Below are 22,317 nucleotides of genomic sequence, written 5' to 3' on the forward strand. Positions count from 1 at the left end.
ACGCAAGGGATCTGTGGGCCTTTCCACATATCAGTTGGGCGGAGGCCGGTTGTCGGGGGCGGCTGGGATACTGAATCAATGGTTGATATCCGGAACGCCACCCTTTCCCAAACCGATGCTGATCCTGGTGCTGATTTCAGGGCTGACGCGTCCTTTGCGCAGCCGTCCCCTCCCGGCGGTTCCGGTACCGCCACCCACAGCCAGGCGCTTGCGGTGCTGCGCGAGCTGGTGGGAAACTCCGGGGCAGATTTCCACGACGGCCAGTACGAGGCCATCGAGGCGCTCGTCGACGGCGGCCGGCGGACTTTGGTGGTCCAGCGCACCGGGTGGGGCAAGTCGGCTGTCTATTTCGTGGCGTCCCTCCTGCTGCGCCGCCGCGGGGCCGGCCCCACCCTGATCGTGTCGCCGTTGCTGGCACTCATGCGTGACCAGGTGGCGGCTGCCGCCAGGGCCGGTGTCCGGGCCGTGGCCATCAACTCGGCGAACCAGCTGGAGTGGGACACCGTCCGCGAACAGCTTGCAGCGGACCAGGTGGACGTCCTCCTGGTCTCGCCGGAACGTTTGACCAACCCCTCTTTCCGGGAAAACCAGCTGCCGGAACTGATCCGGCGCACCGGACTGCTGGTCATCGATGAGGCACACTGCATCTCGGACTGGGGCCATGACTTCCGTCCGGATTACCGCCGGATCGCTGACCTCATCGAGCAGTTGCCGGATTCGGTGCCGGTGCTGGCCACCACGGCCACGGCCAACTCCCGCGTGGTGCACGACATCGAGGAGCAACTCGGCGCCGGCGTCCTGACCATTCGCGGCGCCCTCGGCCGAGATTCACTGCGGCTAGGCGTCCTGGCGCTCCCTGACGCCCGCCAGCGCCTTGGGTGGCTGCTGACCCATCTCTCGGACCTGCCCGGCAGCGGCATCATCTACACCCTGACCGTTTCCGCCGCTGAGGACACCGCCCGGCTGTTGTCGGAGGCGGGCCACGAAGTGCTGTCCTACACCGGCCGCACAGACCCCGCAGACCGGGAACGCGCCGAGCAGCTGCTCAAGGACAACCAGGTTAAGGCCCTGGTGGCTACGTCCGCATTGGGCATGGGCTTCGACAAGCCGGACCTTGGATTCGTGGTCCACCTCGGGGCGCCGTCGTCGCCGGTTGCCTACTACCAGCAGGTGGGCCGTGCAGGCCGTGGAGCCGCCAACGCCGATGTCCTGCTGTTGCCGGGCTCCGAGGACCGGGACATCTGGCAGTACTTCGCCACCGCGTCCATGCCGTCGGAGGAGAAAGCTGCCGCCGTCCTGACTGCGCTCGCCGAGGCGGGAAGTGCTGTGTCCACCGTGGCGCTGGAAGCACGGGTGGACCTGCGGCGGACCCCGCTGGAGTTGCTGCTCAAGGTCCTCTCCGTGGATGGGGCCGTGGAACGGGTAGGCGGAGGCTGGCGGTCCACCGGACGGCCGTGGGTCTATGACGCGGAGCGGTACCAGCGCATTGCCGAGGCCCGCGTCGATGAGCAGGACTCCATGATCATCTACCAGGACACTGCCGGGTGCCGGATGGAATACATCACGTCCGTCCTCGACGATGAGACCGCGCACGCCTGCGGCCGGTGCGACAACTGCGCCGGGCAGTGGTTCCCCGCCGACGTCGCAGCCGATGCCACGAACGCGGCCGGGCAGACGCTCAGCAGGGCCGGCGGCGTCCTTGAGTCGCGGCTGCAGTGGCCCAGCGGGATGGACCGGCTGGGTGTTCCGGTCAAGGGAAAAATCAAGCCTCCGGAAGCGCTCTCGGAGGGCCGCGTGCTGGCCAGGCTGACCGACCTTGGCTGGGGCGGCGCCCTGCGAACCGTTTTCGCCGCCGGCGCGGAAGACCGTCCGGTGGACCCTGCCATGCTGCAGGCGTGCGTCCAGGTCCTGCGCGAGTGGGGAACAGGTGACTCCCGGACGGCAGGGTGGAGCGGCGGTGGCCGGCCGGCAGCGATCGTGAGTATGCCGTCGCGCAGCAAACCGCAGCTGGTGGAATCCCTCGCCCGCGGCATCTCGGACATCGGCCGCATCCCTTACCTCGGCGGCCTGCAGTTGGCCCACGGCGGCCCCACCGGAAGCCGGGGCGGCAACAGTGCCTACCGGTTGGCCGGCGTCTGGGACCGGGTGGTGGTTGGCACCGAACTCGAAGCGGCGCTGGGTTCCATCCAGGGGCAGAGCGTGATGCTGATCGATGACCTGGCGGACAGCCGGTGGACCCTTACTGTCGCGGGACGTGCCCTTCGGCAGGCCGGGGCCGGGGCTGTGCTTCCGCTGGTCCTGGCGCAGGCCGGCTGACCGCTGCTCCCGCATGCCGCGGGAGCAAAGCACTGTCCACCGTGCTTGCCAGCATCAGGACTGCCATGGCCAGGAAAGCTCCGCGGTACGGGCCGGCGCCATCCTGGGGAAACGAGCCAAGCCCGTCGAAGATGCGGATCAGCAGGGCAGCCACTGCGATCCCGGCGCCGGTGGCGAGCTGCACCAGGGTTGCCGAGACGGTGTTGGCTGATGTGAGCTGCGCGGGGACGATGTCGGCGTACTGCACCGAGGCGTAGGACGAGAAGCCGATGGAGCGGAAGGCCCCGCTGCAGACCAGCAGGGCAAACGTCAGCACCTGCGGAGTCTCCGGGGTCAGTAGTGCGCACAGCGCAAAAGTGGCTGCTGAGGCGAGGGAGGCAAACACCAGCATGGCTTTGAACCCGAAGCGGCGGATCAGGGGAGTGGTGGCGGGTTTGATGCCGATGTTGCCGATGAAGACGGCAGCCACCATGGCGCCCGCGTGGATGGGGGTCCAGCCGAAACCGGCCTGGAACATCAGCGGCAGCAGGAACGGAACCGAGCTGATGGTCAGCCGGTAAACGAATCCGCCGGTGGCCATGGCACGGAAGGTGCGGGTCCGGAACACGGCCAGGTTGAACAGCGGGTTCCGTGCCCGGCGCATCCAGAACACGGCCGCGAGCAGGGAGGCTGCTCCTGCGGCGGCGCTGATGCCCGCCCAGGGGCCGTCAGGGTGGGAGCTGGCCAGCTCGAGGCCCACCACCAGGGCACCAACGCCCAGCGTGGTGAGGAACAGTCCGGGCCAGTCCAGCCGCCGCCCCTTGTCCCCAGCGGACGACGGGACCAGGCGCAGGGCCGCAATGAAGGCAGCCAGTCCCAGAGGGAGGTTGATCAGGAAGATCCAGTGCCAGGACAGGTAGGTGGTGAGCGCACCGCCCACCAGGGGTGCGAGGACCGGCGCCAGCAGGCCGGGCCAGACCAGGAACGCCGTGGCGCGCAGAAGCTCCGACTTGGGCGTGCCGCGCAGTACCACCAGCGTGCCCACCGGAACCATCATGGCGCCCCCGGCTCCCTGGGCGATGCGGCTCAGCGTGAGTGTGGTCAGGTCCTGGCTGAGGGCGCAGGCCAGTGACGCAACGGTGAAGATGGCAACAGCCAGGCAGAAGATCCTTCGCGCCCCGAAGCGTTCGGCCAGCCAGCCGCTGATGGGAATCCCGACGGCGACGGTGAGCAGGTACGCCGTCATGGTGATGTTCACGTCGGCCGCGGGAACGCTGAAGTCGGCTGAGATATTGGGAATGGCGGTGGTGAGGATGGTCCCGTCGAGGAACTCCATGAAAAAAGTTGCCGCCACCAGAAGGGCCAGCCGTGGGCTCCATACCTGCGCGGCATCCCCGTGCACGCCGGACCGATCTTTTGCTGCCATCCGCTTATCCTGCCACCCGGCAGCCTGAGCCAGCAGAGTGCGTCCGATCCCCGGACTGCGCGGAGTTGCGGGGCGGGATCCGGCGCCTGGCCGCCCGGGTCAGAAGCCTGTTCGCCAGGCCATGCCGTCGAGGCTCTGATTCGCGAACAAAGTCAGGAGCAAGCCCGGACCGCGCCGCAAAACCTTCCCCGGGTACGCAAAAGGCCCCGGTCCAGGGACCGGGGCCGAACGCGGAGACGGGGGGATTTGAACCCCCGGTGGAGTTGTGCCCCACACTTCATTAGCAGTGAAGCCCATTCGGCCGCTCTGGCACGTCTCCAATTGCTATTCCTAGCCCACCAAGGATACGCAGATCCGGCCATGCAGTGCAAAACGGCTGCGGCCCCGCGACGCGGAAGGCTGGACGGGCCCGGTCAGCCTAGGCAGCGGGCTGGACCGGGCGCACCATCCTGATCTCGGGCAGGTCCTCCCAGTCCGCCAGGGTGTCCTCCACGCCGTCCGGTTCGAAGCCGAACCGCCGGTAGAAGCCGATGGCACGGCTGTTCCCCGCGGCCACCCAGAGGCTCGCGGCCCGGGTGCCCAGGGCTGTGCTGATCAGCTGCCTTCCGAGGCCGAGCCCCTGGCGGGACGCCAACAGGTACAGCCCCCACAGTTCCAGGGGGCCGGACCTTGGCGGCGGGTGTCCTTCCGGGGAATCCGGTGCCGGAACTGAACGGGTGCCTGCGAAGCCGACTACCGTATCGCCGTCGCACGCCACCCACGCTTCGGCGGGCTCAGGGCGGTCAAGCAGGTGCCGCCACAGCGCCAGTCGGCCCTCCTTGTCGGCAGCCGCCAGGAAGGCGTCGGACAGCATCCCGCGGTAGGTTTCCTGCCAGCACCTGATGTGCACGTCCGCGAGCGGTTCCACATCCGCGGCAACGGCCCTGCGGACCGAGACCGCAGGCCCCGGCACCCCGGACCCAGACACACCAGGCGCGGGAACGTCCGTCACGACGTTCCGCCCGCCAGCGCTTTCCACAGGAAGTGCTGGCTGCGGGCCTGCAAAGCTGCCGCCTGCCGGTTGTCCGACGCTCCCGCGTGGCCGCCCTCCAATGCCTCGTGGAACCAGACGTTGGGGATGCCCATGGCGAGCATGCGGGCCGCCATCTTCCGTGCCTGAACCGGGCCCACGCGGTCGTCCGAAGTGGCCGTCCAGATGAACGTTTCGGGGTATTCGATGCCGTCCTTGAGCAGGTGGTACGGGGAGAAGGTCCGGATGTACTCCCACTGCTCCGCGACGTCCGGGTCTCCGTACTCCGCAATCCAGGAGTGCCCGGCGGACAGCTTGGTGTAGCGGCGCATGTCCAGCAGCGGCACGCCACAGGAGACCGCCCGGAACAGTTCGGGGTAGCGGGTCAGCATGTTGCCCACCAGCAGCCCGCCGTTCGATCCGCCCACGCAGCCCAGGCGCTCGCGGGAGGTGACGCCCCGGGAGATCAGGTCCCGTGCCACCGCCGCGAAGTCCTCGTAGGCTTTGTGCCGGTTTTCCTGCAGGGCGGCGCGGTGCCAGGCCGGCCCGTATTCGCCGCCGCCGCGGATGTTCGCCACCACGTAGACGCCGCCGCGCGAGTGCGGTGCCTCGCCGCCGTCGAGCTCCAGCCCGGTGGTCCGCCGCTCCAGCCACGCCCGTCCCACCGTTCCGCTGTAGGCGGGCGTCCGGGAGACCTCGAAGCCGCCGTAGCCGGAGAGCTGGGTGGGGTTCTGGCCGTCGAGGGGCAGGTTATGGGAGGAGACCTGGAAGTACGGAACCCGTGTGCCGTCGTCGGAAACCGCGAAGTGCTGCTGGACCTCGTACTCGGCGTCGGAGAAGAACGACGGCGAGGACTTCACTTCCGTGTGCCGGCTCACCACACCGGGCGTCCCGGCATCGTCGCGGCCGCGTTCCAGCGTGCCGCGCATCAGCGTGCTGGGGGTGGTGAATCCGGTGGCGACCAGCCAGAAGTCGTCGCCTGCACCGCCGTCAGCCGCTGAGTCATCCTCGTCGTCCACGGCATAGGCGTTGACGTCATGCAGCGGCGGGCAGGCATCCAGGAGCGTGGGGGCCCAGGCGGAGCCGTCCCCGAAAGACCCGTCGGCGGCGTCCGCCGGGCGGGACGGGTCCAGCACCCGGATTTCCGAGGACACGTCCCTCAGGAGGTTGAGGAGCAGGAAGTTCCGCGTCCAGCTCCACGACTGCAGGGATGTGTGGGCGTCCGGCGTGAACAGCACCACGAGGTCCCGTCCACCGGCCAGGTAGTCCTCGAAGTTGGCGGCCAGCAGCGCGCCGGCCGGATAGGTAGTGCCATCCAACGCCCAGTCCCGTTGCGGGCGGAACAGCAGCCATTCGCGGTGGGCGCTGACGTTGACGTCGGTGGGAACGTCGATGGCCACCCATGAACCGTCGCGCAGCACCAGGGTGGTGCGGTTGAAGAAGTCGATGTAGTCCACAGCGAAGGTGCGCTCGAAGCCGGGGGTGGAGTCGTGCGCCACCACGGCCATCATGTGATGTTCGGGTACCTCGAACAGCCGGGGTGCTGCGGCCAGGGTTCCGCCGCGTTCCAGGGTGACGCCGGTCCGGGCGTAGGAGGACGCAGTTTTGGGCAAACCGTCCGCCGTGGAGGACACCAGCAGTGTGTCCGCGTCCAGCCAGGACACGTTGCCCTTCGCCGTCGGCAGGTCAAACCCACCCGCCGCCGGGTCAACGAAGGTGCGGGATTCGACGTCGAACTCCCGGTAGCGGTTCGCGTCGCCGCCGTCGGGGGAGAGCGCCAGCAGAGCGTGCCGGTATGGCTCGCCCGCGGCGGGCCGGAGGAACGTAGCGCCGTGGAACACCCACTCCTCACCTTCGGTGGCGGCCAGGGCGTCCACGTCCAGCAACACGTCCCATTCGGGGGAATCCGTGCAGTAGCTTTCCCAGGTGGTGCGGCGCCACAGGCCCTTGGGGTTCTCCCGGTCCTTCCAGAAGTTGTAGTACCAGTCACCGCGCTTGCCCACCATGGCGATCCGGTCGGTGGAGTCCAGCACCTCCAGGATGCTGCCCTCGAGCTCCGCGTAATCGGCGTCCTCCAGGAGGTCTTCCGTGCGGGAGTTCTGCTCCTTGACCCAGGCGAGCTGCTCTTCGCCGTAGATCTCCTCGAGCCACACGTTTTCGTCGGTCGGTTCCGGCGCTGGGCCGCCGTTGCCGCCCGGGCCGGTGCCCGCAGGCCTGCCGTCCGTGGGGGTGTTGCCGTGGCCGGACGCTGAATCAGCTGCAGTGGTGGTCATGCGCCCCATCCAAACAACATCCGTGACGGGGTGGCAAGTCAAGCGGCCAGCCCTTCCTCTTCAACACAAGCCCGTACTCTGGAAGGCGTGGAAAATACGCAGAGCATCCGGACCGCCATCATCGGTGCCGGCCCCCGGGGGACCAGCGTCCTGGAGCGCCTGCTCGCCCACGCCGGCCACCATGCGGCACATCAGGAACACGGAGGGGCTGCCATGCGGCTCCATGTCGACGTCATCGACCCCTACCCCGCAGGGCCGGGCCATGTCTGGCAGCCGGGACAGTCGCGGCTGTTCCTGATGAACACCCAGTCCTTCTACCCCACGCTGATTCCCGAAGACCCAGGGTTGCCCGCCGCCGTCGCCGGGACCACCTTCGACCGCTGGCGCGAACGCCAACAGCAGGATCCACTCCCGGCCCTCACCGCGGATGAACGCGCCGAACTTGCCGTGCTCGGGTCCAACGACTTCCCCAGCCGGGCGCTCTACGGCCGGTACCTTCGCTCCACACTGCAGGACCTTCTGGAAAAGGCGCCCGACGGCGTCACCATCGACTTCCACGAAACGTCCGCGTTGTCGGTGCACCCGGTGGGTGACGGCACGTTCGACGTCGGCCTGGCCACCGGTGAGACCCTCCGCACCGGTTCCGTGGTGCTGGCCCTGGGGCACATCCCGTCCAGGCTCAACCCCGAACAGCGTGAACTGCAGGCCTCAGCGGCCCAGCTGGGGCTGCGGTACCTGCCACCGGCCGTGCCTGCTGACGTGGACTGGGCACAGATTCCGGCGGGCGAGCCTGTCCTGGTGCGCGGCATGGGGCTGAACTTCTTCGACACGATGGTCCAGCTGACCGAAGGCCGGGGTGGCAAGTTCACTGCCGGCGGCCCGGCCGGCCGGCTGGAATACGAGCCCTCCGGACAGGAACCGTTCATCATCGCCGCCTCGCGCCGGGGGACCCCTTACCGGGCCAAAGCGGCGCTGGCAGGCTATTACGCGTCGTCGGTCACGCTCCGTTATCTAACGGAGGCGGCGCTGGACCGGTTCGAGGCCGCGGGAATCCGGCCCGGGTTCGACCACGACCTGTGGCCGCTGCTGCACCGCGACGCCCTCTGGGCCTACTATTCAACCCTCGTGCGCGCGCAGCCTGGCGCCGTGCCGGACAGTACAGCGTTCCTGGCCGCACTCGAGGAAGCCCTGCACCCGCACGCGCACAGCGCCGCCAACTGGGAAGACGCCGTGGACAGCGTGCTGGCCATCCACGTGGGGCCGCGCCACCGGCTGGACCTTCAGGGGCTGGCCGCGCCTCTTGCAGGGCGCACTTTCGCGTCGCGCCCCGAGCAGGACGCCGCCGTCGTCGAATTCCTCCTGGACGATGCCCGCCGCTCCGCGCTCGGCGAGGATGATCCCGTGAAGATGGCCATCGGTGCCCTGCACCACGGCCGCGCGGTGCTCAAGACGGCAGTGGCTGACGGCGGCATCACCGACGAATCCTGGGTTGCCGGCCTGCGGGGCTGGTTCGAGTCGTTCGTGGAGGGGCTGGCCAGCGGGCCGCCGGCGCTGCGCTCGGAGCAGCTGGCCGCGCTGGCGCGGGCCGGCGTGGTCAGCTTTGTGGGCCCGGACCCGAAATTCGGCGTCGACCGCAAAGCCGGAACCTTCACCGCTGCCTCTCCTTGGGTGGAGGGCCCGCCGGCCGCTGCCCGGACCATGGTGGAGGCGTTGGCACCCGGCAACCGGGTCTCGGCCAACGACTCTCCGCTCCTGCAGCAGCTGCTCAAGGACGGGCTGGTCCGGTCCAGGCACATGATGACCGCCGAGGGGGCGCCGGTACAGTCCACCGGCCTGGATGTGGAGCCGCACCCGTACCGGCCCGTCGCCGCCAACGGGTCGGTCACCGAGGGGATGTACGTGCTGGGACTGCAGCTGTCCTCCGCCCAGTGGGGAACCGCCATCGCCGCCGAGGCGCACCAGCCGGGCACCCCGGCCTACCGCAGCGGCCAGCGCACCCTCCGGGACGCCGACGAAATCGCCCAGGCCATCCTCCGCCGCTAACCCGTCAACGCGCGCTCACTCGTGGCGGTTCTCCCGTCAACGCGTGCTCTGTTGTGGCGGTTCACCCGCCGACGCGCGCTCCCGCCCCGCCCGGCTCCGGCCGTTTGGAAGTCCTGCCCGGGCAGATCGGCGCACGGGAACCACGGTGCCACGTAACAGGGCTTCTTTCCCGGCAGAAATATTAGGTCCGGGTTCCTCCTTGGCGGTCCGATGCGTGCCGGCATGACTTGACGTGCCCGCTGCCGGGCACCCGGCCGGACGGCAAAATCCGCCGGGAATGCCGGACATCGGCCAACCCTGGGTCCGCCGAGCCGGTCCCCGTGACCACTCGTGAAGCGCTTGGCGGATCGTTCCTTACGGACCATGAACGCCCGCCGCCCGAATGTGACACGGGGTTTCGCAGGCGTTCTCCGTGCTGCCCGACAAGGCTCCGGATAACCCCGCGTGGCAGCACATTTCTTGGGATTTCCTACGGAGAACCTGCCTCTTCTGCATCCCCGTGAGCTCTGCTCTAGTGGTTGCCACACGCAAAGCCAACCACCTGAACTGAGCCAAACACCCCGAAGCGAAAGGCAATGACCACCATGACCACCGTTACCGAAACAAAGCTCGAATTCGCGAAGCTCGGCTCCCGCATCGGCGCCGAAATCCGCGGCCTGGAACTCAGCGCAGACCTCAGCCCGGGCACCGTAGCGCAGATCCGCGAGGCCCTCAGCGTCCACAAAGCGTTGGTCTTCCGGGAAGCGAACGTGCTGACGGACGAGGACCAGGTCCGCTTTGCCAGCCACTTCGGCCCGCTCACCAACGCCCACCCCACCGTCGCATCGGTGGAGGGCAAACCCGCCGTGCTGCCGGTGGACAGCGAGAACGGCAGTGCCAACAACTGGCACACCGATGTCACCTTCGTGGTCAACCCGCCCCAGGCGTCCACCCTGCGCAGCATCACCCTTCCGGAATACGGGGGAGAAACCCTTATTGCCTCCTCCGCCGGCGCCTACCGGGACCTGCCGGACGAGCTGCGCAACTTTGCCGACACCCTCTGGGCCATCCACACCAACGACTACGACTACTCCCGGCCCAAGAACCTCGAACACGCCAACGCGGAGGAGCGGCGCAAGGAGTTCACCCGGATCCACTTCGAAACCGCCCATCCGGTTGTCCGGGTCCACCCCCTGACGGGTGAACGTGGCCTGTTCATTGGCGGTTTTGCCCAGCGGCTGCGGATCGTGGGACTGTCCAACACCGAATCAAAAGACATCCTCAGGATCCTTCAGGCGTACATCACCCGCCCCGAAAACGTGGTGCGGGTGAACTGGGAACCCAACCAGCTGGTCCTGTTCGACAACCGCATCACCCAGCACTACGCGCCGGACAACTACGATGGCCAGCCGCGCAAACTCAACCGCGTGACCATCGCCGGTGACGTGCCGGTAGGCGTGGACGGGCGCAGCAGCACCTCTATCAAGGGCGACTCGTCCACGTACTCGGAAACCGTCGTCGTGAACTGAGCTTCTTGGGCACGCACCGCGGGGCCGAAAACTCCCGCGCAATGAAAGGGGTGTCCCTCCCGGCCAGCTGGCCGGGAGGGACACCCCTTTTCGTGTTCTATGCCTTACCGGCGCAGCATCAGCCGCGCAGGCACTGCTGGTACTGGAGCCAGGCGATGCCGTAGCGGATCCAGCCCAGGACGTCGTACCACTTGGCCGGCTTGGTGGGTGCCGTGCACGCAGGCGGCAGCGGCGTGGTGGCTGCCACCTGTACCGCGACGGTCACCTTCGTGCCGGACTCCGCAGCGGTGAGCACCAGCGTTGCCGTACCGGCGGCTGCTCCTGCCGGAACGGCGAAGCTGACGGTGGCGGACCCAGCCGATACGGGCACGGTTCCCACCTGGGTGGCCTTGCCGGCTGAATCGGTGAAAACGCCGGCGAGCGCGGTGTTCACCGGGCTGCCCAGCGAGGTCAGGTCCAGCTTGGAGACCGCCAGGTTGACCGGTTCGCCGGGCTTTACCTCCGCGGCAGTGGTGTTCACCACGGCCACTGAACGGCGGGCAAAGTCCGGGGCCACCGGGCTGCTCTTCTGCAGGTAGCCGATCCACGCATCCCGGTCCACGAGCCCGGAATCGCGCGTATTGGCTCCCTGGGTGAAGTCCCGGAAGTTGTCACCGCCGGTTGCCAGGAAGCTGAACGTGCCCACCCTGTAGGACTTGGCAGGATCCAGCACCTCACCGTTGACCCGGATTGACGTAATCCTGTCCCCGGCGGTGCGTGCGGCGTCGTAGGTGTAGTTCACGTTCTTGGACAGGCCAAGCTGCAGGTACGTGCGGCTGGGGACCGTGCCGTCGGCGTTGGTCTGCCACTGCTGCTCCAGCAGGGTCTTGAACTGCGCTCCGGTCAGGGAGGTGGTCCAGAGGTTGTTGACGAACGGCAGAACGGCGTTCGCTTCGGCATAGGTGATGGTCCCGTCCGGAGCGTAGTACAGCTCGTTGCGGAGGCCGCCGGGGTTCACGACGCCGATCTCCGCCCCGCCCAGTTCGGCCGGCTTGAGCGAATCGAGCAGTGAGTCGGCCACCAGGTTGCCCAGGGTTGACTCGCTGCCGCGGTCATCGCGCTTTGCGGTTCCTGTGGCGTCGGTGCTGAAAGCGGTGGTGATGTCCTTGGTGACCGAGCCGACAGGCTGGTTGCCTACCTCGGCTGCGGCAGCCAGGGCCTTCTGCACGATGGAATCCACAGCGGCCACCCGCGGGTAGGCCGCGATCAGGTCCGCGGCCGCATCAGTGGTCCGCTTGACGTTGCCGGCCTTGTAACCGGTGACTTCCTTGGTGGCGGTATCCAAGGTCAGCTGGATCTGGCCCACGTTCTCGCCGTAGTTGCCGGTCTGCACGATGGGCCGGGTCTTGCCCTGCACACCGGGGACGGGGGCGTCCCAGGCATATTCCTTGTGCGTGTGGCCGGTGAAGATGGCATCCACGTCTGCGGTGGTTTCGGTGACCAGCTTCGCGAACGGGCCGCCAGCTGCCACTTCCTGCTCCAGCGTGGAGCCTTCCACCACACCGGACCCGGCGCCGTCGTGGTTTTCCACGATGATGACGTCGGCGAGGTTGCCTGCCTTGATCTTCGCTGCGGCCCGGTTGATGGCCTCCACCGGGTCGCCGAACTCGAGGTCGGCGATGCCGGCCGGAGTCACCAGGGAGGGGACTTCCTGGGTGACGGTGCCGATGACGGCCACCTTGATGCCGTTCATGTCCAGCACCGTGTACTCCGGCAGGACCGGTTCCGTGGTGCCCTTCCGGTACACGTTGGCACCCAGGTACGGGAACTTGGCGTTGCTGCCGCCCGCAATGACGCGGTCGCGCAGGTCTGCCCAGCCGCCGTCGAACTCGTGGTTGCCAACTGCCGAGGCCTTGAGCTCAAGGGCGTTCAGCACATCGATGGTGGGCTGGTCCTTGGCCACGGCGGAGGCAAACAGGGACGCGCCGATGTTGTCGCCGGCGGAGAGGAATGCTGTTGCTCCGGGGGCGGCAGCCGCCCGCAGCTTCTCGATGGTTCCGGCGAACTGGACGGTGTTGGCGTCGATCCGGCCGTGGAAATCGTTGATGCCCAGGAAGTTCAGGTCAACGCTGGAGGGTGCGGACTTCAGGTCCAGGCCCACCACCACGGGGTCGTGGTCGCTGGCGCGGAACTGGTCCGGTGCGTAGTAGTTGGTGACGTTGTTGTTGTAGCGGCTGTATTCCAGGGCCACGGATTCAACGGAGTTGATGTTCCAGATGTCCGCGCCGGTCACCACGCCGTTGGCTGCAGGGGAGGCCAGGATATGGTCCAGGGACCCCACCAGGCCGCCGAAAAGGTACGAGTGCTTGGCGGAACCGTCGGCGTTCTTTGCCTTATCGTCCTGGTTGACGTAGCCGGCGGCCGTCAGGACGTTGATGGGGTCTTCCTTGCCGTAGGAGTTGAAGTCACCGATCAGGAAGACCTTGTCGGTGCCCTTCGACTGCTGCAGCGAGGTGGCGAAGTCCAGCAGGGACTTGGCCTGGGCGGTGCGGGCGAGGTTGGAGTTGCCCTGGCCCTTGTCCGTGTCGTCCGGCGTTGCGGCGGAGCCCTTGGACTTGAAGTGGTTGGCGATGGCGATGAATTCGGTGCCTGCGCCGCCGCCCACGGGCTTGAACACCTGGGCCAGCGGCTTGCGGGCGCTGGCAAAAGCGGTGGTGTCGTTGTGGATGATGGATTCACCCACGGGTTCTGCAACGGCTTTTTTGTAGATGAAGGCGGTGCGGATCATGTCCTCATCGGCCAGCGGGGGTGCGTTGGCCGGTGAGCGGACATAGTCCCAGATGCCTGGGGTGGGGATGTTCAGTGCTTCGACGAGCTTGGCGAGGGCGTCATCCCGGTTCTTGCCGAACTGCGCGGAGTTTTCAATCTCCATCAGCGTGACCACGTCGGCGCCGGTCTTGGTGATGGCGGCGACGATCTTGTCCTGCTGCCGCTGGAAGTTCTCGGCGTTGGCCGCTCCGCGGGCGTCACAGCCGCCGCGGACGGTGATGGGGTTGCCGGCACGGTCCCCGTAATAGGTGCAGCCGGTGAGGGTGTCCCCGGTGGTGGGGAAGTAGTTTAGCACGTTGAACGAGGCGATCTTGACGTTGCCGCCCACCGGTGCGGGGGCTTCGGTGCGGGTGGCGCCGAAGCTGGCCGGCTGGACCGTTGCCTTGTTGGCATCGGTGAGGTGGGTCAGCGGCTGCAGCTTCCAGGACTCGTTGGCGTAGCCCAGCACCACGTTGGTGGTGAAGGTCGCGGGAGAGCCGACGCGGACCGGGTCCGTGGTGGTGAGGTAGGGCAGCACCTCGGCCTTGGTGGCGGCGTCCTTGAGGAAGTTGGTGCTGGCGCCGTCGTCGAGCTTGATGCCGCGGGACGCGTTGTCAGCAACGGCGGCGTTGTACTCCGCCGAGCCGTACGGGGCGACGGCGGTGGGCTGCACCAGCGGAGTGGTGCCGCCGGCCAGTCCGATCTCGCCGTACTGGTTCAGGCTGTAGTTGTCCGTTACCGTCAGGGGTCCCTGGGGTGCCAGGAGCATTCCTTCCAGCGACTCGCGGAACGCCTCTGTGGCGGGCAGGGTGAAGATGGTGGGCTTCACCTCGGGCGCCGCCTCAGTGAGCTGCGTGAGCCCGGCTGCCGCGGTGACGTTGACCTGCGTCATACCGTAGTACTCGGCCACGGTACCTGTCACCTGGACATAGTCGCCGGCCTTGACCGAGCCAACCGTGGCGGGGGAGTAGACGAAGATGCCGTCCGAAGCCGCGTGGTTCGTGGCCGTCAGGTCGCCGCCCGTGCCGGGAGTCTGGAGGTAGTAGCCGTTCAGGCCGCCGGTGGGAAACGCAGCGGTGACCTTGCCCTTGGTGGTCACGGTGGTACCGGTCAGGGGACTGGCGGTGCCGGTCCCCTGGATCTCGGCGATGGTCTTGGCCACAGGATCAGGGGTGGGCGTCGGATCAGGGTTGGGCGCGGTCCCGCCGGAGGCTGTCGGCGTGATGGATGCGCTGAGGCTGAAATCGGCGGCGTTGTTGTTGCTGTCCGCGCCGCCGGTCCGGTTCAGGCTCTTGACGTCCGCGTTGCCTGCCGGGGCCGCAGCGGCCTGGGTTTCAAAGGTGTTCGACGTTCCGTACCCGAGGAGGTCCGCAACGCCGGCGGTTTCTACCGTGGAACCGGTGGGAAGCACGACGGCGGAGGGCTGCTTGGCGAGCACGATGGTCCCCGCGGTGCCGCTCGGGTTCAGGCCGCCGGCTACGAGGTCTGGCTTGGGGAGGTCCGCGCCGTTAGCGCCGTTGCTCCCGCCTTGGACCAGGTAATATCCCTTGGCCGCAATGGAACCGGACAGTGCCGACACTCCGGAAGGCGCACCCGTCCCGCCGGCTGCGCGGTACTGGACGGACCAGCCGTCCAGTGACACCGGGGCGTCCGAGGTGTTGTAGAGCTCCACAAACTTGTTCTTATAGGCGGCGCCGCTGCTTCCGCCGCTCAGGTAGGCCTCGTTGATGACAACGGGCGATGTGCCTGCAGAGGCTGAGACCTCCGCGGCCGTGCTGTCCGCTGCCGCAGGCAGGGCCGTCAACGGGGCTGCGATGAGCCCCGCCGACAACGCTGTGCCCAGCGCTAATTTCCAAGGTGTTTGATGCATCCGCTCTTACTTTCATGAGATTGTCCCCGGTGGGGGACCCATTGGAGTATGTCCGGGTTGTACCGATCGGACTGGGGCCGGACCCTGCTCCTGGTCAAGTGGTTGTCCGGCATATCCCAACAGCACTGAATGAACGCAAAGTGGCCAGTGCGTGCATTCGGCGGATCGTTCCCCAGCGGAGCGGCCCGTCCACCATTCCGGAGCGACCGTGGCCCCGGGCGGGTGATGCCGTTGCGGTGGCCGGCACCTGATACCTGGATGTGCCGGCCATCACAAACAATACCGGCCGGTAGCAAGAAGCTCCGGCCGGTATCGGATGAGTTGTTGCGGGTGTCGGGGGCCCGCGGCGGTTGCTTGACCCTGTGCTGTTACCCCGTGCCTATGCCGCCGGGCCCGCCTGGCTGGAGATGATTTTGAACGTGGCACCGGTGGGGTCGGCGAGCATCGCCACCCGGCCGAAGCTGCTGTCTTCCGGGCCATCCAGGACGGTGGCGCCCATGGCGGTGGCCTGGGCTATGCTGGCATCCGTGTCCGCCACCGCAAAATAGACCTGCCAGTGCGAGGGCACCTCAGCCGGCAGGTACCCGGACGCATCGAGGATCCCGGCCTGCGCGGACATGCCCGACCCCAGCGTGGTGTAGCGGAATTCCGGCGAATCACTCATGACTTCGGTGTCCCAGCCGAAGACGTCCTGGTAGAAGCGCACGGCGGCGTCGTAGTCCTTGGCGTGCAATTCGTGCCAGGCGGCGGAACCGGGCTCGGCCACCAGCTCGTAGCCCTTCATCTCCCGGGGCTGCCAGACGCCGATTGAGGCGCCGGACGCATCCCCGAAGATTGCCATGAAGCCCTGCTCCGGAACATCCATGGGAGGCATGTAGACCTGGCCGCCGTGGCGGCCGACAGCTTCCGCGGTGGCCGCGGCGTCCTCGCTCCGCAGGTAGGTGGACCAGATGTCGGGCAAGGCCGCCATGCCGGCATCCTTCTGCATGATCCCGGCAACTGTCTTGCCGTTCTTCCTGGCGGTGGTGTAGCCGCCGTACTTCTCCTGGTCGCCCGTTTCGAATTCCCATCCGAAGAGCTCTCCGTAGAACGTGCGGGCGGCGGAAATATCGGACGTCACGAGGTCGATCCAGCAAGGGGCGCCGGGGGTGGACATGGGGCTCGGCATAACGGTCTCCTGTCGCGGGGTGCGGAAGGCTGGCTGAGGGGTGTGGGAACGTGTCCGGGGGTAGTGGAGCCGGTCACCCCGACCCTATGTGCAGGCCCTGACAGCGATCAAGGGCCTGCGCGCAGGCTGGCCACCGCATACCGGCAACGTCAGCGGAACGAAGCCCGGACTTAAAACGAAGGACCCCCGCCTGCCGGTGCTGCCGGCGGGCGGGGGTCCTGATCGCGGAAGGTAAGAGATTCGAACTCTTGGTACGGGGTTACCGCACACTGGTTTTCAAGACCAGCTCCTTCGGCCGCTCGGACAACCTTCCTCAACGAGTAGTGTTTCATAGGCACTTGCCTGCAACAAAACAGGCCCGCAGTGCAGACCCGGTGCACACTGGTTGGACCGGTATTGAGTCAGGAACAGGGAGTGGTCCATGAAAGCCGTCTACATTTCGGAACCGGGAGGACCGGAAGTACTCGAGGTACGCGAGGTCGAGGCCCCGGTGCCCGGTCCCGGCGAGGTGTTGATCGATGTCGTGGCCGCCGGCTTGAACCGTGCCGACGTGCAGCAGCGCCGCGGGTTCTACCCGCCGCCGCCCGGCGCATCGGAGATCCCCGGACTGGAAGTTTCCGGCCGCATCGCAGGGTTTGGTACGGGTGTGACCAAGCCGTTCTCGCTGGGCGACAAAGTGGTGGCGCTGCTCGCCGGCGGCGGCTACGCGCAGCAGGTTGCCGTTCCCGCGGAGCAGGTCCTGCGGCTGCCCGACGGCGTTGACTTGGTGACGGCGGCGTCCCTGCCGGAAGTGGCCGCCACGGTGTACTCGAACCTGGTCATGACGGCCCAGTTGCAGGCCGGGGAAACGGTACTCATCCATGGCGCCACAGGCGGGATCGGAACCATGGCCATCCAGCTGGCCAAGGCCTACGGCGCGAAGGTGGCCACCACGGCCGGCACTGATGAGAAAGTCAGCACTGCGAAGGCTTTCCTGGGGGCGGACATCGCCATCAACTACGCGGAAGAGGACTTCCCGGAAAGCCTGCGCAGGCAGAACGGCGGCAAGGGTGCCGACGTGATCCTCGATGTGGTGGGTGCCAAGTACCTGAAGCAAAATATCGAGGCGCTCGCCGAGTACGGGCGCCTGGTGGTCATTGGCCTGCAGGGCGGCACTAAGGGTGAGCTGGACCTTGGCGAACTGCTCAGGAAGCGGGCCGCTGTGGTGGCCACCGCCCTTCGCCCCCGGCCGGTAGCCGAAAAGGGCGCCATCCTGAACGAGGTCAGGGACCACGTCTGGCCGATGGTGGCGGATGGCAGGATCCAGCCCCTCGTGGCCAGGACGTTCCCGCTGGACCAGGTCAGCGCGGCACATGAATACTTCGACAGCGGCGACCATGTGGGCAAGGTCCTGCTGGTGATGTGACCGCCGGATAGATACTGAGTATTGCTTGATCGGCATCAACGGGCTAGGCTCGGCTATACGCGGTATGCACAGGTCTTGGGGGCCTGTGCATACCGGATAGTGACTAAGCCCGGGGGAGCACCATGTCCATACGCCACAGCCTCCTCGCCCTGCTGCAGGACCAGCCGCGCTACGGCTACCAGCTGCGGGTCGAGTTCGAAACCCGCACGGGAGCCACCTGGCCCCTGAACATCGGACAGGTCTACACCACCCTGGACCGGCTGGAGCGCGATGGCCTGGTGGCCAGGGAAGGCGACGACGGCGGCGGCCACGTGGTCTACAGCATCACCGCCGAGGGTGCCGCGGAAGTGCAGGGCTGGTTCGCCGCCCCCGTGGAGCGGAACAACCCGCCCAGGAATGAACTCGCCATCAAGCTGGCGCTCGCCGTCACCCTTCCCGGCGTGGATGTCCAGGCCATCATCCAGGCCCAGCGGGTGGCATCCATCCGGGCACTGCAGGACTACACCAAGGCCCGCCGCGACACCGCCGCCAACCAGCGCACCGCGGACACCGCCTGGCTGCTGGTGCTCGATTCCCTCATCTTCCAGACCGAGGCCGAGGTCCGCTGGCTGGATCTCTGCGAAGCCAGGATGGTCCAGCAGGCACAATCGGCCGGCCAAAGTGCCGCGCGCAAAACGTCCAACGGGGTCACGGAAGACGCCGCCCCGCTCAACGCGGACAACCGGCGGTGAGCGTCCGCGGGCCGCAGCAGGTCCTTGAACTGGCCAGGGTGAGCAGGACTTTCGGGGAAGGCGCGACGGCGGTCGCCGCGTTGAGGGACGTGGACCTCACCATCGCAGCGGGCGAGTTCGTGGCCGTCATGGGCCCGTCCGGCTCCGGAAAATCCTCCCTGCTGGCGCTGGCCGGCGGACTGGACCGGCCGACGTCGGGCGGGGTCTTCGTGGAGTCGACGCCGCTTGCCGGACTCGGCCTGAACGAGCTTGCCAGGCTGCGGCGGCGTGCGGTGGGCTACGTGTTCCAGGACTTCAACCTGGTCCCCACACTGACCGCGGCCGAGAATGTGGCGCTTCCCCTGGAACTGGACGGGACGGCGGCACGGAAAGCGGGGCGGCAGGCGCTGGATGCCCTCCGCCAGGTGGGCATCCCGGAACTCGCGGACCGCTTCATGGACCAGATGTCCGGCGGCCAGCAGCAGCGCGTCGCCATTGCCCGGGCCATCGTGGGCCAGCGGCGGCTGATCCTGGCGGACGAACCCACCGGTGCGCTGGACTCCACCACGGGGCATGGGGTCATGGAAGTCCTGCGCTGCCGTGCCGATGCCGGTGCCGCCGTCATGCTGGTGACGCACGAAGCCCGTCACGCAGCGTGGGCTGACAGGGTGGTCTTCCTGCGGGATGGGCGGATTGTTGACCAGGCTGCCGCAATGCACGACCCCACCTTCCTCCTGACTCAGGCGGGCCTCTGATGCCCCACCGGCACCCGCCGCTGGAGTTGGCGCCGGCCGCCGGTGGCCGCCGAGGCAGTTTCCGGGTGGCCCTGAGGATGGCCCGGCGGGACATTGCCCGGCACAGGGGCCGGTCCCTGCTCATCGTGCTGCTGATCATGCTGCCGGTGGCAGGGATGACCGCGGCAGGCACCCTGTACCAAAGTTCACTGCGGACGCCGCAGGAAATCGTGCGGTACGAACTGGGCAAAACCCAGGCACGCTTCGTCGCTTTGCCCACGCCCAATGGGGACTCCGTCCAGGACCCGCTGAATGACTCCGTAGTGGCCTCGAGCACCGGAGAGCTGGATGGTGATTTCGTTCCCACGGACCCCAAGGACCTGCTTCCGCCCGGCTACGGGATACTGCCGCTGCGGCAATTGCAGCTGACCACCTCCGTGGGCGCGGCCAAGGTCACGCTGAACGGCGTGCAGGTGGACGCGCTGAACGAGGCTTTCGAGGGGAAATTCACCCTCCTGGATGGCCGGGCACCGGCAGGCGGTGCAGAGGTTTTGGCCTCACGCGGGCTGCTCAAGCGGTTCAACGTGGACTTGGGCGAGGAACTTACGACGTCGGCGGGGACCTTTGTCCCGGTGGGCACCATCCGCGACGCGGACGCCTCGGACAACAACAGCACGCTGTACCTGCAGTTCGCGCAGGTGCCCGCAGGCCTTGTCCAGGGGCCCGCTTCCGCACAGGCTGCCTCCTACTATGTGACAGGACCGGAACCGGTCACCTGGCAGCAGGTCAGGGAGGCCAACAGCAAGGGCGTGGGAGTGCTGTCCCGCAGCGTGGTGCTGGATCCGCCGCCGCCGGGCGAGCTGACCGTGCCGGGGGCCAGGGTGGCCGGAGTTCCCTCGGAGACGGTCGCCACCTACGCCACCTTCGCTGTGGTGGGTGCCCTTGCCCTGCTGGAAGTCGGCCTCCTGGCCGGGGCAGCGTTCGCCGTCGGGGCCAAGCACCAGGTGCGCGAACTCGCTCTTCTTGCGGCTTCCGGAGCCGAAGCACCCACCATCCGTGCCGTGGTCACCGCCAGCGGCCTGTGGCTCGGCGGCCTGGCCGTCACGGCCGGCGCCGCTGCCGGCTTAGCAGCTGCGGCCGGAGTGGTCTGGTGGGTCCGTTCCACCGGTTCCGCCCGCCTGGCGGGAGTCCACCCGGATCTGCTATTGACCACCGTAGCCATGCTGATGGGCTTGGCGGCCTGCATCCTTGCCGCCCTGGCGCCGGCCAACCTCGTTGCCCGGCAGGCACTGCTGGGTGCGCTCAAGTCCGGACGCGCACCGGCAGCAAGCGGACGCCGGAGCACCCTCGCCGGGGTGGCTGTGCTCTTGGCGGCCGCCGGACTGCTAGCCGCAGGCTCGGCCCTGGGCAGCTCGGCCAAGGACCCCGACCAGCGGGCACAACAGGCCGCCGCAGTTTCCGCGATGCTGGCCGGGGGAGCGGTCCTGGCGGTGGTGGCCCTAGTGCTCCTGACCGGATGGCTGGCAGCGACCCTGACATCCCGCACCCGGGCCATGCCGCTGCCGCTGCGCATGGCGGCACGGGACTCCGCCAGGAACCGGAGCCGGACGGTCCCGGCGGTGGCGGCCGTACTGGCCGCCGCGACCCTGGCAAGTGCGGCCCTGGTGCTGACGGCCAGCCAACTGGCAGGGCAGCGCCAGTCGCATTCCTGGAGCGCACTGGAGAACCAGTCGTACCTGCCGCTTAACCTCGCGCAGCCACCGCTGGCCGACGGCACCGCCGCTCCGGCCGTGACTGTCGACCCGGAGCGGCTCTCGGCTGCCGTCTCGGGTGCCCTGGACAGCGTCTCCTGGACCAGGACAGTCACTACCCCCGCGCCGGTGGAAAACTGTGGTTTCGGGGAAGGCTCAGGTCCCGCCGGGCCCGTGGCGACTGAAACGTCCAACTGTCTCCTCTACGCCCTTGCCAGGCCAAGCGGCCAGGAATGTCCGGTCACGCCCCAACGGCGGGTCGTGGATCCGGACGACTGGCGGTGTCGCGGCTCCATGGCCTCGGACCAGCCAACGGACCGGTCCATCCTGGTGGGCGGCGCCGACGATATCCGTGCCATGTTCGGGAGCGAAGCCGGGGCTGCCATCGTTGCCGCCCTGGACGCCGGGGCCATGGTGGTGACCAACCCGGCATTTGTCCGCGACGGAAAAGTCGAGCTGCAGGGCCTGGACGTGCGCACCCAGCAGCCATCGCCGTCGGACGGGTCCATCGTCCACGAAGCTGTCACCAGCACCGTCTTGGACGCCGTCATTCTGGAGCCCGCGGTGGCCGTGCCCTACTACGGCATCGTCTCGCCGGCCACGGCCGGGCGCCTGCGCCTTGATCCGAAGGCCGTCGGGCTGGCCATTCAGCTCAACCGGCCTCCTTCGGCGGCTGAGGTTGACGCGGTGACCGGTGCGGTGGCCGGAGTCGTCGGACACTACGGCCTGGGATTCTGGGTGGAACCGGGGGTTCCCAAAGACCAGGCCTGGATGGGCTGGCTGATCGTGGCTATCAGCGCTTTGATCACCTTCAGCGCGGCCGGGATCACCACTGGCCTTGCCCTCGCCGATGCCCGGACGGACCATGCCACGCTGGCTGGAGTGGGGGCGGCGCCGCGGCTGCGGAAGACTCTGGCGGCGTCGCAGGCGCTCTTCACCTCAGGGCTTGGAGCTGTGCTGGGTGCCGTGGCGGGCACGGTGCCCGCCGTGCTCATTGTCGCTTCCACGGAGATGCGTTCCTCGCTGGAGGTACCCTGGCTTCCCCTTGCGGCGATGGTGATGGCCATCCCGCTGACAGCGTCAGCCCTGGCCTGGGCCTTCACCAGGTCTGCGCTGCCGATGACCCGAAGGGCCCTCGGCGGCTGATTCTGGCACCGGAATATGCCCGGCGCCGTGCTCGTTCGCAACCGTTTCCCGTGGCGCGCCTCTTTTGGCCGGGGCCAAGGAAGCCTAACGTGGAATTCACAGGCCGCCCGTCCGCCGTCGTTCGTCGCCGATTGCCTGCCGCCTGCCGCATAACCCCGGGCACCCGGCAGAACCGTCGCCGCCCGCACCCCC

Annotated in this window: 12 protein-coding genes and 2 tRNA genes; 7 read left to right on the top strand and 7 right to left on the bottom strand. The window is 67.8% G+C overall.

Annotated elements, in window-relative coordinates; translation table 11 throughout:
• The first annotated feature begins 78 nt into the window (after positions 1 to 78).
• Positions 79 to 2,316, top strand: coding sequence for a RecQ family ATP-dependent DNA helicase (locus ACHL_RS04105; RefSeq protein WP_015936039.1), 2,238 nt, complete (start codon positions 79 to 81; stop codon positions 2,314 to 2,316).
• Here the strand turns inward: ACHL_RS04105 and ACHL_RS04110 are convergent.
• From ACHL_RS04110 to ACHL_RS04125, 4 genes are all read right to left on the bottom strand, one after another.
• The gene (locus tag ACHL_RS04110; RefSeq protein ID WP_015936040.1) at positions 2,240 to 3,721 is read right to left on the bottom strand and encodes an MFS transporter; all 1,482 of its coding nucleotides are present in this window, start codon (positions 3,719 to 3,721) and stop codon (positions 2,240 to 2,242) included. The genes ACHL_RS04105 and ACHL_RS04110 overlap by 77 nt on opposite strands.
• A 231-nt stretch (positions 3,722 to 3,952) precedes the next feature.
• Positions 3,953 to 4,040: transfer RNA gene (locus ACHL_RS04115), tRNA-Ser, on the bottom strand.
• A 99-nt stretch (positions 4,041 to 4,139) separates the two neighbouring features.
• On the bottom strand, positions 4,140 to 4,712 hold the full coding sequence (locus tag ACHL_RS04120; RefSeq protein WP_015936041.1) for a GNAT family N-acetyltransferase: 573 nt from the start codon (positions 4,710 to 4,712) through the stop codon (positions 4,140 to 4,142).
• Positions 4,709 to 7,003: a prolyl oligopeptidase family serine peptidase gene (locus ACHL_RS04125; protein WP_043793762.1), complete on the bottom strand. Its 2,295-nt coding sequence runs from the start codon at positions 7,001 to 7,003 to the stop codon at positions 4,709 to 4,711. Before ACHL_RS04125 ends, ACHL_RS04120 begins: the two co-directional genes overlap by 4 nt.
• An 87-nt stretch (positions 7,004 to 7,090) precedes the next feature.
• On the opposite strand from ACHL_RS04125, the gene ACHL_RS04130 reads away from it, so the two are divergent.
• Together ACHL_RS04130 and ACHL_RS04135 are read left to right on the top strand one after the other, a co-directional pair.
• Positions 7,091 to 9,046, top strand: coding sequence for an FAD/NAD(P)-binding protein (locus ACHL_RS04130; protein ID WP_015936043.1), 1,956 nt, complete (start codon positions 7,091 to 7,093; stop codon positions 9,044 to 9,046).
• 584 nt (positions 9,047 to 9,630) lie between these two features.
• The gene (locus ACHL_RS04135; protein ID WP_015936044.1) at positions 9,631 to 10,554 is read left to right on the top strand and encodes a TauD/TfdA dioxygenase family protein; all 924 of its coding nucleotides are present in this window, start codon (positions 9,631 to 9,633) and stop codon (positions 10,552 to 10,554) included.
• A gap of 118 nt (positions 10,555 to 10,672) precedes the next feature.
• Here the strand turns inward: ACHL_RS04135 and ACHL_RS04140 are convergent, their stop codons facing one another.
• The 3 genes from ACHL_RS04140 to ACHL_RS04150 all read right to left on the bottom strand — a co-directional run bounded on the left by ACHL_RS04140 (position 10,673) and on the right by ACHL_RS04150 (position 16,692).
• Complete coding sequence (locus ACHL_RS04140) at positions 10,673 to 15,211, bottom strand: ExeM/NucH family extracellular endonuclease (protein WP_015936045.1); 4,539 nt, start codon at positions 15,209 to 15,211, stop codon at positions 10,673 to 10,675.
• Between the two features lie 379 nt (positions 15,212 to 15,590).
• Positions 15,591 to 16,379 (bottom strand): VOC family protein, encoded by a 789-nt coding sequence (locus ACHL_RS04145; protein WP_015936046.1) that lies wholly within the window; start codon positions 16,377 to 16,379, stop codon positions 15,591 to 15,593.
• A 225-nt stretch (positions 16,380 to 16,604) separates the two neighbouring features.
• Positions 16,605 to 16,692, bottom strand: a tRNA-Ser gene (locus ACHL_RS04150).
• A gap of 108 nt (positions 16,693 to 16,800) precedes the next feature.
• Between ACHL_RS04150 and ACHL_RS04155 the strand changes: the two genes are divergently transcribed.
• The 4 genes from ACHL_RS04155 to ACHL_RS04170 all read left to right on the top strand — a co-directional run bounded on the left by ACHL_RS04155 (position 16,801) and on the right by ACHL_RS04170 (position 22,125).
• Positions 16,801 to 17,784 carry an NAD(P)H-quinone oxidoreductase gene (locus ACHL_RS04155; RefSeq protein WP_015936047.1) on the top strand — a complete coding sequence of 328 codons (984 nt, stop codon included), beginning with the start codon at positions 16,801 to 16,803 and terminating at the stop codon, positions 17,782 to 17,784.
• A 122-nt stretch (positions 17,785 to 17,906) separates the two neighbouring features.
• Positions 17,907 to 18,515, top strand: a complete 609-nt coding sequence (locus ACHL_RS04160) for a PadR family transcriptional regulator (protein WP_015936048.1) — start codon at positions 17,907 to 17,909, stop codon at positions 18,513 to 18,515.
• Complete coding sequence (locus tag ACHL_RS04165) at positions 18,512 to 19,249, top strand: ABC transporter ATP-binding protein (RefSeq protein ID WP_015936049.1); 738 nt, start codon at positions 18,512 to 18,514, stop codon at positions 19,247 to 19,249. The genes ACHL_RS04160 and ACHL_RS04165 overlap by 4 nt, the downstream gene beginning before the upstream one ends.
• On the top strand, positions 19,249 to 22,125 hold the full coding sequence (locus ACHL_RS04170) for a hypothetical protein (protein WP_015936050.1): 2,877 nt from the start codon (positions 19,249 to 19,251) through the stop codon (positions 22,123 to 22,125). The genes ACHL_RS04165 and ACHL_RS04170 overlap by 1 nt, the downstream gene beginning before the upstream one ends.
• Positions 22,126 to 22,317 lie beyond the last annotated feature (192 nt).

The organism is Pseudarthrobacter chlorophenolicus A6 (assembly GCF_000022025.1).
GTDB classification, from domain to species: domain Bacteria; phylum Actinomycetota; class Actinomycetes; order Actinomycetales; family Micrococcaceae; genus Arthrobacter; species Arthrobacter chlorophenolicus.